Source organism: Saccharopolyspora sp. NPDC003752 (assembly GCF_053605825.1).
On sequence record NZ_JBSGJZ010000017.1, the window covers coordinates 37,312 to 50,260 of the forward strand.

General features: G+C 70.4%; 11 protein-coding genes. 7 read left to right on the forward strand and 4 right to left on the reverse strand.

The genetic code is table 11. From position 1 onward, the window contains the following. Positions 1-78: 78 nt before the first annotated feature. Entirely contained in the window at positions 79-5,097 is a 5,019-nt protein-coding gene (locus ACWEV3_RS22560; protein ID WP_452615798.1) for a tetratricopeptide repeat protein, read from the forward strand. Between the two features lie 66 nt (positions 5,098-5,163). On the opposite strand, the gene ACWEV3_RS22565 is transcribed toward ACWEV3_RS22560, so the two are convergent. The 3 genes from ACWEV3_RS22565 to ACWEV3_RS22575 form a co-directional block, all read right to left on the reverse strand. Beyond that, positions 5,164-5,487, reverse strand: a complete 324-nt coding sequence (locus ACWEV3_RS22565; protein WP_452615799.1) for a hypothetical protein — start codon at positions 5,485-5,487, stop codon at positions 5,164-5,166. Then, on the reverse strand, positions 5,471-5,704 hold the full coding sequence (locus tag ACWEV3_RS22570; protein WP_452615800.1) for a DUF397 domain-containing protein: 234 nt from the start codon (positions 5,702-5,704) through the stop codon (positions 5,471-5,473). Before ACWEV3_RS22570 ends, ACWEV3_RS22565 begins: the two co-directional genes overlap by 17 nt. 110 nt (positions 5,705-5,814) lie before the next feature. Further along, positions 5,815-6,705 carry a helix-turn-helix domain-containing protein gene (locus ACWEV3_RS22575; RefSeq protein ID WP_452615801.1) on the reverse strand — a complete coding sequence of 297 codons (891 nt, stop codon included), beginning with the start codon at positions 6,703-6,705 and terminating at the stop codon, positions 5,815-5,817. Positions 6,706-6,905: 200 nt separating this feature from the next. Between ACWEV3_RS22575 and ACWEV3_RS22580 the strand changes: the two genes are divergently transcribed. The 6 genes from ACWEV3_RS22580 to ACWEV3_RS22605 all read left to right on the forward strand — a co-directional run bounded on the left by ACWEV3_RS22580 (position 6,906) and on the right by ACWEV3_RS22605 (position 12,160). Further along, the gene (locus tag ACWEV3_RS22580; RefSeq protein ID WP_452615802.1) at positions 6,906-7,745 is read left to right on the forward strand and encodes an SAM-dependent methyltransferase; all 840 of its coding nucleotides are present in this window, start codon (positions 6,906-6,908) and stop codon (positions 7,743-7,745) included. 140 nt (positions 7,746-7,885) lie between these two features. Further along, complete coding sequence (locus ACWEV3_RS22585) at positions 7,886-9,049, forward strand: acetyl-CoA C-acetyltransferase (protein WP_452615803.1); 1,164 nt, start codon at positions 7,886-7,888, stop codon at positions 9,047-9,049. Positions 9,050-9,094: 45 nt separating this feature from the next. Further along, the gene (locus ACWEV3_RS22590; protein WP_452615804.1) at positions 9,095-9,556 is read left to right on the forward strand and encodes a MaoC family dehydratase N-terminal domain-containing protein; all 462 of its coding nucleotides are present in this window, start codon (positions 9,095-9,097) and stop codon (positions 9,554-9,556) included. Between the two features lie 3 nt (positions 9,557-9,559). Continuing rightward, a complete protein-coding gene (locus ACWEV3_RS22595) occupies positions 9,560-9,988 on the forward strand; it encodes a MaoC family dehydratase (protein WP_452615805.1) in 429 nt (142 codons plus the stop codon). 194 nt (positions 9,989-10,182) lie between these two features. After that, entirely contained in the window at positions 10,183-10,815 is a 633-nt protein-coding gene (locus ACWEV3_RS22600) for a TetR/AcrR family transcriptional regulator (protein WP_452615806.1), read from the forward strand. A gap of 304 nt (positions 10,816-11,119) precedes the next feature. Further along, positions 11,120-12,160: an MBL fold metallo-hydrolase gene (locus tag ACWEV3_RS22605; protein ID WP_452615807.1), complete on the forward strand. Its 1,041-nt coding sequence runs from the start codon at positions 11,120-11,122 to the stop codon at positions 12,158-12,160. 43 nt (positions 12,161-12,203) lie between these two features. Here ACWEV3_RS22605 and kstR read toward each other — a convergent pair whose 3' ends face one another. Then, positions 12,204-12,812, reverse strand: a complete 609-nt coding sequence (kstR, locus tag ACWEV3_RS22610) for a cholesterol catabolism transcriptional regulator KstR (protein ID WP_132490427.1) — start codon at positions 12,810-12,812, stop codon at positions 12,204-12,206. Positions 12,813-12,949: the final 137 nt, after the last annotated feature.

Below are 12,949 nucleotides of genomic sequence, written 5' to 3' on the forward strand. Positions count from 1 at the left end.
GGAGGGGATTCGCCCGAAGCCCGGGCGCCGGACCGATATCCTCGCCGCGATCGATGATCACCTGATCGGAGGCACGGCATGTCACTCTGGGAACAGCGGGTCACCCGAGCTCGGCAGCTGTGGATCAGCGGTGATCAAGCCGCCGCCGAGCACGAATTGCGGACCGTCCTCGACGACGGCGACTTCGACAGCTCCGTGCACGCGGCGTGCTTGCTCGGCGGTCTGCTCGACGAGCGCGACGACGCCGCCGGTGCCCGCGCGATGTACCAGCGGGCGCTGGACTCCGGGCACCCGATCTACGCCCAGACGGCCGCGATCTCGCTGGGCCTGCTGCTCTTCGACGCCGACGACCTGACCGCCGCCCAGGCGGTCCTGCACTTCTCCGCAGACGGCGCCGACCCGGACGCGGCCGGGCGCGCCAACGCACTGCTGGCGCAGGTGCTGCACATGCTCGGCGACACCGAGGGCGCGCGTGAGGCCCGAGACCGCGCCCTGGCCTGCAACGATCCCGCCGTGGTCGAGCTCGCCCAGGAGCTGGACCTGCCGGGCCCCGGCGAGCGGTCCGCCGACGAGTACCTCCAGGTCGCCTACGAGCAGGCGTGCTTGCTGCTGGACCAGAGCCGGGACCACGACGCCGAGCCGATCCTGCTGCGGCTGCTGGACAGCGGGCACCCGAAGTACGGATCGCTGGGCGCGGCGAAGCTGTACGCGCTGCACGTCGACGACTCCGCGATGGCGCGCCGGATGGCCGAGCGGATGATCGCCTACCGCCATCCCGAGCACCTCGGCTGGGGATACGTGCTGCTCGGCGGCGTGCTGGAGGACCTGGCCGACCTGCCGGGTGCGGCCGACGCGTTCCGGCAGGCCGCCGACGACCCGCGCCCCGACGTGCGGCTGCACGCGCTGATCCACCTGGGCATGGTGCACCGCGAACTCGGCCGGGCCGACCAGGCCCGCGAGACCTACCAGCGGGTGATCAACACCCGCCACCCGCGCTACTCGACCGAGGCGCTCGGCGTGCTCGCCGAGTTGCAGCGCGACGAGGGCGACATCGCCGGAGCCGTCGAAACGTTCGGCAAGGTGGCCGATTCCGGGCATCCGGAGAAGGCGCCGCTCGCCGCGTACAACATGGGCGTCCTGCTCTACGAGCACGGCGACCAGGCGGCCGCCGCCGAGGCGTTCCGGAAGGCCGCCGACGCCGACGACCCGCACGTCGCGCACCAAGCCGAGCTGGCACTGTCCATGATGGACGTGATCGACGCGCAGGAAGACCCGGAAGGCGGCGACGCCAAGCAACTCGCTCAGCGCGCCCGCGAGGCGGCCGCGGCGGGCGACCTCGCCGCCGCGCGAGCCGCGTACCAGCAGGTCATCGAGATGGATGTGCGCATCTGGTCGGTGATGGCGGCCAACTCGCTCGGCCTGGTGGAGGCGACCGCGGGCGAGCCCGACCGGGCGCGGCGGGCGCTGCGCTGGGCCGCGACCTCCGACGAGGGATCGCTGGCGCAGGACGGCGCGTTCCGCCACGCGCTGCTCGACGAACCGGCCGCGCAGCCGGTGCTGCAAGCGCTGCGGCAGTTCGAGCACGGCGACGGCAGCATGATCGACGCGCTCATCGCCGGCGCGGAGCCGGAGGCCCGCGACCTGGCGGCGGTGATCAAGGCCGAGCACGTGATGACCATCGACGTGCCGGAAGCGGTGGAGACGCTCACCGGGCTCGCTGAATCGCCGAACCGGCTGGTCTGGACGAAGGCCGGTCACCTGCTGGCCCGCTGGCTGGTGCGGGAGCAGCGGCTGGAGGACGGGCTGCGGATGCTGCACCGGGTCGTCCGCGAAGGACATCCCGCGCTGCGGCCGTGGGCGGCGTCCGAGCTCGGCGATCTGCTGCTGGACCAGGGAGATCTCGAAGGCGCCATCGCGGCGTTCGAGACCGCGGCGGCCACCGGGCACCCCGTCGTGCTGGGCGAGGTGTTCGGGAAACTCGCACTGATGTACCGAACCTGGGACCGGCACGACGAGCTGCTGGACCTCTACCGCCGCACCGCGGCCGGCAGCCACCCCGAGTTCGGTCCGCGGGCGGCGTTCCTGCTCGGCGAGGAACTGGTCGAGGCAGATGACCTGGAGTCGGCGCTGGAGCTGTTCACCAAGGCGGCCGACTCCACCTCCGCCGCCGCGCCGGTCGCGTCCTTCGGCATGCACGCCATCCGGCAGGAACTGGACGCCGCGCGGGCGAGCTTCCTCGCGCTGACCGACGACGAGAAGCCGCACTACACGGCCACGCAGCTGTGCCTGAACCTGGCGCACCGTTACCAGGGCCGGGGCGCAGCCGAGTTCACCGACTGGGCGTTGCGGCTGGTGGTCGAGGCCGGCCACCCGGAACGGGTCCAGCAGGGCTGGCTCTTCCTCGGCGCACTGCGCAACGAGAGCGGCGACGTCGACGGCGCGGTCGAGGCGTGGGAGCACGCGGCCCGGAGCACGGACGACGACGAAGCCGCGGTCGCGAAGTGCAGCCTGGCGGATCTGCTGCAGGCCCGGGGAGAGCTCGACCGCGCCGATGCGCTGCTGGACGAGGTCGCCGCGGGCGACACCGCCAACACCGTGAACGCCGCTCTGAGGCTGGGCGCACTCCGCTTCGAGCGGGACGACACCGACGGCGCGATGGAGGCGTTCCGTCGCGCGGAGTCGGTGGGAACCCGCGTCGAAGCCGCTCACGCCACCGCCAGCATCGCTGTTCTGCTTTCCCGGCGCGGAGAAACCGAGCGCGCGCGGGAAACGTTCGAGCGCGTGATCGCCTCGGGCGTGCCCAATGTGCAGGCCCAGGCCGCGCTGGACCTGGGCAACATGCTCCGGGACAACGGCGACGCAGCGGGCGCGAAGGACGCCTACGAGCGGGCTCTGGAGTTCGGCGATCCCGACGTCACGCCGTACGTGTACCAGCAGATGGGCGTCGAAACCGCCGAGCAGCGGGGATTCCGGCTGATCCAGGACGGCGACGTCGAGGGCGCCCGGGCGGCGATCCGCGAGCACTTCGGCTCGGCTCGCGTCGCCGACTACTGGTGCGCCTCCTGGAGCGACCCGGCGGCCGCGGCGTCGATCCTGTCCGGCGCCTTCGGCGACGACCTGCAGGCCTGCTCCGAACTCGGGCTGGACTTCGGCCGGGCGCTGGCGAACAACGACGACCCGGCGGCCCGGGAGTTCTTCCGGATGGTCGCCGACCACGGGCATCCCGCGCTGGTGCCGAAGGCCCAGATCGCGCTCGGGGAACTCGCCGAAGGCGAGCGGGAGCACGCGATGGCGCTGGCCTGGTACCGCCGCGCGAGCTCCGCCGACGAACCGGAGGCCACCGCGAAGGCCGGTGTGCTGCTGGCCCAGCTGCTGACCCGGCTGCACGACCAGGAAGGCGCGAAGTCCGCGTGCCGGCACGCGATCGCCGCGGGCTCCGGCATCTGGGCGGTGGACGCGGGCGTGCTGCTCGGCCACCTGCACCTCGTCGCCGGGGAGGTCGCCGAGGCACGCGAGATCTGGGACCGGGCCGAGGAAGGCGCCGAAACCCCCGAGCAGTTCGGGGCCGTGCTGCACCACCGCATCGAGCAGCTCGGCGAGACGAGCGACGAGGCGTTAGAACTGCTGCGCCGGGCCGCGCACTCGACCGACCCGAGAACGGCGGTCATCGCGATGGGCCTGCTCGGCGAGCGCGCCGAGGACCCGACCGAGGCCATCCGCTGGCTCGGCGAGGCCGCGGAACTCGGGGTGCCCGGGCATTCCGACGCCGTGCGCGGGCGGCTCGGCGAACTGCTGCTGTCGCAAGGAGACCGGGACGCGGCGCGAATCCAGTTCGAGCGGGTCAGCCGCAGCGACGAGCCCGACGTCGCGGCGCGCGGCGAGTTCGGGCTGGGCCTGATCCGCTACGAAGCGGACGATTTCACCGGTGCCGTAGCCGCTTTCGTCAAGACCGCGTCCTACACCTCCGACGACGACATGGCGGAGGACGCGCTGAACAACGTCCGCGTCGTGCTCGACGGGCAGCGAGCCGCGGGTGATCACCTCGGCGCCGCGAACACCCTGCGCCGACTCGCCGAAGTGGTGCCCGAATCCCACGTCGCGGAGTGGGCCCACGAGACCGGCGTGGAGTTCCTGGAGACCGAGGACCACGACGCCGCGCTGATCTACCTGCGGTGCGCGGTGGAGATCGGCGCCCCGGAGCCCGCGCCGGAGGCGGTGCTCGCGCTGGGCGAGGCGCTGCAGCTGCGCGGCGACTCGGCGGGCGCGCGGCAGGCGTACGAGCGGGTGCTCGCCACCGGCGACGAAAACCGCGCCGCGATGGCGAAATACCGGCTGGTCGAACTGCTCAAGGACGACGACCCGGCCGCCGCCGAGGAACTCATGCGGAGCCAGGACGGCGTCCTGGCTCCGGCGATGAAGGCGATGCTCGGGCTCAAGCGGCGCGAGGAGGGCGACACCGCCGGGGCGATCGAGGCGTTCCGGGAAGCGGCGGGCAGCGCCGACGACCGGTTCTCGCCGATGGCCACCTACGCGCTGGCGCAATCCCTGCGCCAGGACGGCGATCTCGACCAGGCCAGGCAGACCTACCTGCGGCTGATCGAGTCCGCGCCTGAGGACCACTACGCCGGGGAGGCGCTGCTGGAGCTGGCGTCGATGGCCTTCCAAGCCGAGGACTACGCGGAGGCCCACGACTGGAGCCTCCGGGCGTGGGAATCCGACGACGCGGAGCTGTCCGCGAAGGCGGCGATGAACCTCGGGGTGATCGCCAAGCGCCGCCGCGACATCGCCGCCGCGGCACCGTGGTTCCAGGCGCTGATCGACCTGGGACATCCCAGCGCCGCGCTCGCCGCCGCCCACCTCGCGGAAATGCACTACTGGCGCGAAGATCACGCCGAGGCGGTCCGGCACTACGAGTACACCCTGGCGAGCACCGAAGACCCGGAACTCATCGCCGAGGCCGCCTACCGGGTCGGCGAGATCCGCTACCGGCGCGGCGAAGTCCAGCAGGCGCGCGAACTCCTGAACCGGGCGGTGCGCACCGAGGATCCGTCCTTCGCCGACCAAGCCACGAAACTGCTGACCGAGCTGGGCGCGTAGCGCACTCGTGAGTGCTTTGGACCGCCTTTGCGCACCAAAGCACTCACGAGCGCGGGAAACCGAAGGTCAGGCGTGCGCCGTGATGAGGCGTTCCGGGAGCGCGAGGACCTGGTCGAGCACGTCGCACGCCGAACCGGCCGTGCGCCACTTCGCCTCGACCCGGTCGTCCCGGAAGTCGGCCCCGCGGGAAACCCGCGCGGCGCGGACGTCGTCCTCGCCGCGGAGCTCGACCACGTCGACGATGTCGCCGTGCGGGCGCACGTAGATCAACGCCATGAGCTCGCCGTCGGTGTCGCGCACCGGCGGCATCAACCGGAAGCCCCGCGCCACGAGCTTGCGCAGGCGGATGCTGGAAGCGTCCTGGTCCTCAACTTCAACTGACGAGGTCATCGAACTCACCGTCCTTGGCGCCGCGCACGAAAGCGGCCAGCTCGGCTCGGGTGTAGATCAGCGCGGTGCCGTATGCCTGGCGAGACTGGCGCATCGCGATGGTGCCGTCGTCCAGGGCGGCGACCTCTACGCAGTTGCCCCACTTACCGCTGTGGCGCGACTTCTGCCAGGTCACATCGCCCAACGCGGAGACCGGGACCTCGAACTGACCGTTCATCAGATCTCCCTCGGCCGACTGCACATGCAATTGCATTCGCCATTGCGCCGGACCGTACCACAGCTCTGCGCACACGCGCGATCACTGTGCGTACTCGAACTGTTTCGGCGTCAGAGCGCTTCGCGGGCTTTTCGCAGCAATTGGCGGGTTTGCTCCGGAGTGCGGGCGTCCACCATCAGTCGATCGAGTGTCCTGCCGTACCACTCGATCTCCTCCCGCTTGTCCAGGTACAGCGCGCCGCCCAGGTGCTCCAGGTAGACCACGTCCGGCAGTTCGGGCTCGTTGAAGCGGAGCATCGTGAACGAGCCCTCCGCCGCGTACCCGCTGAGCGAGAACGGCACCACCTGCAGCGCGATGTTCGGCAGCTTGGTCATCTCCAGCAGGTGGTCGATCTGCGCGCGGAGCACGGCGGCGCCGCCGATCGGCCGGTGCAGCACGGATTCGTCGATGACCGCCCAGAGCCGGGGCGCATCCGGCCGGGCGAGCAGCCGCTGCCGCTTCATGCGCAGCGAGACCCGGCGCCGGGTCTCGTCATCGGCCAGCTTCGGGTGTCCCGAGCTCGCGATCGCCATCGCGTAGGCCTCGGTCTGCAGCAGGCCCGGCACGAACTGCAGCTCGTAGGTCTGGATCCGGGAGGCGACCCCTTCGAGCCCGACGTAGTCCTGGAACCACGGCGGCATGGCCTCCGCGTACCGGTTCCACCAGCCGGGCTGCCTGGATTCGGAGACCAGCCGGAGGAAGTGCTCGCGCTCCGCCGGATCGGTCACGCCGTACATCGTGAGCAGGTCCGCGACGTCGCGTTCCTTGAACCCGACCCGGCCCAGTTCCATCCGGCTGATCTTGGATTCCGAGCCGCGGATGGCGTAGGCGGCCTCGGCGGGCAGGATCTCCGCGGCCTCCCGCAGCCGGCGCAGCTGCGCGCCCAGGATGATGCGCCGGGCCGTCGGGCTGCCGTCCGGTCCGGTCGCGTCGCCGTCGGCGGATCCCGCTTCCCGAGCCATCGCCGCACCTCCTGGTCGAATTTCCGCCCGATTCTCGCACCGCCGCGGTGGATGCACCCGCACCGATCGATCCACTCGTTCGGCTCAAGATCGACTTGCGCGACCTCACATTCTTAGCACGCCGGACGTTTACTCCCCGAAACGAAGCTCGTACTCTGTGCAACCCCGAGGCACCTGACATCACCCGTAAGCGAGGAACCATGGCAGCCGACCTCACCGCGTCCGACGGGGAAGCGACCCCGGTCCACATCGACACGAGCAAGGCCAGCATCGCCCGCGTCTACGACGCTTTCCTCGGCGGGAAGGACAACTACGAGGTGGACCGCGAGGTCTTCCGGCGCGTCCGGGAGGTCACGCCGGAGGCCGCGCAGCTGGCCTGGGACAACCGCCAGTTCCTGATCCGGGTCAGCCGGTTCATCGCCGCGGAAACGGGGATCACGCAGTACCTCGACTGCGGATCGGGCCTGCCCACCGCGGAGAACACCCACCAGGTGGTGCAGCGGATCAAGCCGGAGTCGCGGGTGGTCTACGTGGACAACGACCCCGTGGTCCTCGCCCACGGTCGCGCGTTGCTGGAGGAGAACTCGCAGACGCACTTCAGTCCCGCCGACATCTTCGAACCGGCGCGCATCCTGCAGGACGAGATCGTCAACCGGCACCTGGACCTCTCGGAACCGGTCGCGCTGTTCCAGCTGGGCACGCTGCACCACTACGACGGCGAGCGACCACCGGCCGACATCATGCGGGAGTACGTCGAAGCGCTGCCATCGGGGTCCTACGTGGCCATCAGCCACTTCCTCGACCCGGAGACCGAGGAGTACAACGAGCTGGCCCGGCGGATGGAGCAGGCGTTCCTGCACAGCCCGATGGGCACCGGGGTGTTCCGCACCCGCGCCGAGATCGAGGCGATGTTCCCGGGCCTGGAGTTCATCGACCCGGGCCTGGTGAAGTGCGCGGACTGGTGGCCGACCGGCCCCCGCCTCAACCCGCTCTACCCCGTCCAGCACTGCATCGCAGGAGCGGTGGCCCGCAAACCCTGACGCCGCAACGTTCTTCGTATCTACCAAACACTTGCTTGTTAGGCTAGACTCCGGCTGCCGCTGGTGTCCAGCGGATCGAGCCTGCCCGGCCGGCGCCTCGCCCGGATCAGCCGACCGGTGCCTGCGACGGAGGGACGGTCATGGCGGAGGCGTACATCATCGACGCGGCGCGGACCCCGGTGGGCCGGCGCGGCGGTGGGCTCAGCGGCATCCACCCGGCCGACCTATCCGCGCACATGCTCCGAAACCTGGTGGCCCGCACCGGGATCGACCCGTCGGCGGTCGACGACGTGGTGTGGGGATGCGTCGACGCGGTCGGCGCGCAGGCGGGCAACATCGGCCGCACCGGGTGGCTGGCGGCCGGGTTCCCGGAGCACGTCCCGGGTGTGACGATCGACCGCCAGTGCGGTTCTTCCCAGCAGGCGGTGCACTTCGCCGCCCAGGCGGTGCTCAGCGGCACGGCCGAGCTGGTGATCGCCGGCGGCGTGCAGAACATGAGCGCCATCCCGATCGGCAGCGCGCTGCTGGGCGGTGCGGAGCTCGGATTCCCCGTCGCCTACGGCCCGAACTCCGGTTCCGCGGGCTGGCAGGACCGCTACGGCGATGTCGAGGTGACGCAGTTCCGCGGTGCCGAGCTGATAGCCGAGAAGTGGGACATCTCCCGTTCGGACATGGAGGAGTTCGCGCTGACCAGCCACCGGCGGGCGATCGACGCGATCGACGCGGGCCGGTTCGACGAGGAACTCGCGCCGATAGCGGGTGTCGAGCGCGACGAAGGTCCGCGCCGCGACACCAGCAAGGAGAAGCTCGAAGGGCTCAAGGCGCTGCGCGAGGGCGGCCGCATCACCGCCGGGCTGGCCAGCCAGATCTCCGACGGGTCCTCGGCGCTGCTGATCGCCTCCGAGCAGGCCGTCGCCGACCACGGCCTGACGCCGCGGGCGCGCATCCACCACATGAGCGTGCGCGGCGACGATCCGGTCTTCATGCTGTCGGCGCCGATCCCGGCGACCCGGCACGCGCTGGCGAAGGCCGGGCTGAGCGCCTCGGACATCGACGTGGTGGAGATCAACGAGGCCTTCGCGAGCGTGGTGCTGGCCTGGCTGAAGGAGATCGACATCGACCCGGCTCGGGTCAACCCCAACGGCGGCGCGATCGCCCTGGGCCATCCCCTCGGCGCGACCGGGACCAAGCTGATGACGACGATGCTGGCGGAACTGGAACGCACGGGCGGCCGCTACGGACTGCAGACGATGTGCGAAGGCGGGGGCACGGCGAACGTGACGATCATCGAGCGCCTCGGCTGACGGGCACCGCGAGCGCACGGATTTCGGCGGTGTGGGAGGAGTTTCATGGCCATCAACCGGGAATTCGTCGGGCATACCTTCGGTTCCGGCGAACCGTACGAGGTGACGCGCGGCAAGATCCGCGAGTTCGCCGACGCCATCGGCGATGCCAACCCGGCCTACCGCAGCCCGGACGCCGCTCGCGCGCTCGGGCATCCCGACGTGATCGCGCCGCCGACCTTCGGCATCGTCGCGGCCGGCGCCGCGTCGTCGGACAACCCGATCCGGCGCCCCGAGTTCGGCCTCGACTACCGGATGGTCGTGCACGGTGAGCAGGAGTTCCGCTACCGGCGCCCGATCCGGGCCGGTGACGTGCTCACCGCGACGGGCCGGATCGCGGAGATCCGCGACGCCGGGCGCAACGAGCTGGTGCGCATCGAGACCGACATCCGCGATGGCGCCGGCGAGCTGGTGTGCACCGCGGTGAACGTCATCGTGTCGCGGGGCACCGCGGCCGGAGGGGAGTGAGGCATGCCGGCGAGCGTGCGCTACGACGACGTCGAGGTCGGCACCGAGATCGGTCCCGAGCGCTATCCGATCCACCGGCTGACGCTGGTGAAGTACTGCGGGGCTTCCGGTGACTTCAACGTGATCCACTGGAACGAGCGGATCGCCAAGCAGGCGGGGCTGCCGGACGTGATCGCGCACGGCATGCTCACCATGGCGGAGGCGGCACGGCTGGTCACGGACTGGGTGGGAGACCCGGGCGCGGTGCTGGAGTACGGCGTCCGCTTCGCGAAGCCGGTCGTGGTCCCGGACGACGACGAAGGGGTCGAGGTCGTGGTCGCGGGCCGGGTGGCGGAGAAGCTCGGCGACAAGCAGGCCGTGATCGAGCTCGCGGCCACCGCCGGGGGAGTCGACGTCCTGGCCAAGGCCAGGGCCGTCGTCCAGCTCACCTGACCCGGCACGGTGCCTGTTCCTGTTGTCAGGCAACGAGAACAGGCACCTCCGCTCATCCGGTCAGGGCATGGTCGCGCTCCGGCGGCCGGTGAGTCGCTGCAGTGCCTGGCGGTGCTTTCCGGGTGACCGTCGATTTCTCGCGAAATCGGTCACCTCCGGCGGTGCGGTCGGGAGTGTTCTGCGAAGATGGCGTCGTGGCTTCGACCAAGCGCTTGTCCGCCCGTGGCCGCGCGGCGCGGGATTCCGGCGGCTCCGGGCGGCGGGTTGAACTGCTGGCCATCGCCGGCGAGCTGTTCGCCACCCGCGGTTTCCTCGCCACCACCGTGCGGGACATCGCCGACGCCGCCGGGATCCTCTCCGGCAGCCTTTACCACCACTTCGACTCCAAGGAGTCGATGGTCGACGAGATCCTGCGCGAGTTCCTCGACGCCCAGCGCGAGACCAACGAGCAGGTGCTGCGGGAGGCGAGCGACCCGCGCGCCGCGATCACCGAGCTCATCCGGCGGTCCTTCGGCGCGATGCGGCAGTACCGGGCGGCGATCGCGATCTTCCAGAACGAGTCGAAGTACCTCGGCGGGTTCGAGCGGTTCGGCTACCTGCAACAGGCGGCCGAGGACTTCGAGCGGGTCTGGACCCGCGTGTTGCAGGACGGCCGGAGCGCCGGGGTGTTCCGCGAGGACCTCGACCCCAAGGTGACCTACCGCTTCATCCGCGACATGGTGTGGACAGCGGTGCATTGGTACGACCCGAGCGGAACGCTCACCGCGGACGCCATCGCGGACCAGTACATCAAGATCCTCTGCGGCGGCATCGTGTCGCGGGAGTGATGACGCGGTCGCATTCGTCGTCGTGCCACCGAGATCATGAATGTCTAAATTGGATTGTGCTCGACGCGGGTTGCCGGACTTCGTCCCTTGAGTTTCGTCCCCAATGGACACTTCGGTTCGCTGCGGCCTCGCGCGTGATGGCTCGTGAGCGTTTTGGAGTGCTGTAGCGCTCCAAAACGCTCACGAACCCTGAACGGCCGAACTGTTTCGCCCAGGTTTCGAGGAACGGGGAAGCTTCTCCGCGCCGCAGAGGCCCGGGTTATCCTCGCGGGAGCAGTGTGCTGCGGATGGCTGGAGGTCAACGGTGAACGACGGTGCGGCAGAAGCACGGCACGCCTGGATCAACTCGGGGGTGTTCGAGGTGGCGCCGGGCGTGCACCGGATTCCGCTGCCGCTGCCCAACGACGGGCTGCGCGCGGTCAACGTCTACGCCATCGAAGACGGCGACGGGCTGGTGCTCATCGACTCGGGCTGGGCGCTGGACGAAGCCCGCGACCAGCTCGAATCCGCGCTCGGCGAGCTCGGCTACGGCTTCGAAGACGTGCAGCGCTTCCTGGTCACCCACGCCCACCGCGACCACTACACGCTCGCCGTCGCGCTGCGACGCAACTTCGGTTCCCGGATCAGCCTCGGTGCGGGCGAACAGCCCTCCGTGGAGGCGCTGCTGGCCAACCGGCAGGAAGCCGAGGCCGAGCGGCTGCGGCGCTGGGGCGCGGACGAGCTGCTCGTCAAGCTCGCCGAGGCGTACGGCGGCAAGGCGCCGAAGTCCCGCAGCAGCTACGAACTCCCGGACGAGTGGCTGGAGGGCAAGGTCGAGATCCCCCTGCAGTCCCGGACCCTGCTCGCCGTGCCGACGCCGGGGCACACCCGGGGCCACGTGGTGTTCCTGGATTCCGAGTCGTCGCTGATGTTCTCCGGCGACCACATCCTGCCGCACATCACGCCGTCCATCGGCGTCGAGCCGGCGCGCGCCGACCTCCCGCTGGGCGAGTACCTGGACTCGCTGCGCCTGATGCAGTCCTACCCGGACATGCGGCTGCTGCCGGCGCACGGCCCGACGGGCGGGAGCTCGCACACCCGGGCCGCGGAACTGCTGCAGCACCACGAGGAACGGCTGGACCAGACGGCCGAGGCGATCCGCGACGGGGCGGGCACCGCGTACGAGGCCGCGCTGAAGCTGGGCTGGACCCGCCGCAACCGCAAGCTGCTCGATCTCGACCTGTTCAACCAGGTGCTGGCCGTCGGCGAGACCAACGCGCACCTGGATGTCCTTGTCACCCGCGGAATCCTGACCTCGTCCGCGACGGACGGCATCGTCGAGTACGCGGTGCCCGGCCAGGCCTGACGGGACCGCCGGCGCGGGTCTTCCGGGGCGGACCCCGGAAGGCTCACGCCAGCAGCAGGCGGACGGTGAGCTCCAGTCGGTTGGAGACGTCGGACGCGGATGCGCGGCGGGTCACCCAGGCGACCAGGTTGGACAGCCACACGTCGCCGATCACCCGCGCGATCGCCTTCTCCTCGTCGGTGGGATCGTCGACGGTCATGGCGTTGGTGAAGAACCGCTCGACCAGCGCCGCGACGGTGTCGACCTCGGCCGCCGCCGAGGTGTCGGCGAACATGAACGCGCGGGTCATCGCCTCGGTCAGCTGCGGGTTGCGCTGCAGCGTCTTGGTGGTGCGGTTGAGCACGAACATGACCCGCTCGTAAGGCGTTTCGCCGGGGATCTTCGTGCGGTCCATCTTGTCCTGGGCCCGCTCGAACTCCCTGGCCAGGCCGGTCACCAGCAGGTGGATCTTGGACGGGAAGTACCGGTACAGCGTCCCCAGCGCCACGTCGGCCTTCTCCGCGACGGTGCGCATCTGGACCGCGTCGTAGCCACCCTTGGTGGCCAGCGCGATGGTGGCGTCGATGATTCGCTTGCGGCGTTCGTGCTGAGCAGTGGAACCGGTCTCGTCGTCCCGGAGCGCCTGCAGCACATTCCGCGAGGTGCTTGCCATGCAGCGTCGGTCCCCTCGAAGACTCGTTGGTCGAAACGCGTGGTGGTCACCACGCGGCTCGTCGCCGCACCACCCTGACGGGTTAAGGTGATCGACGTGGTTCGATCGAAACATGTTCCAGTCTACCCAGCCCGCCG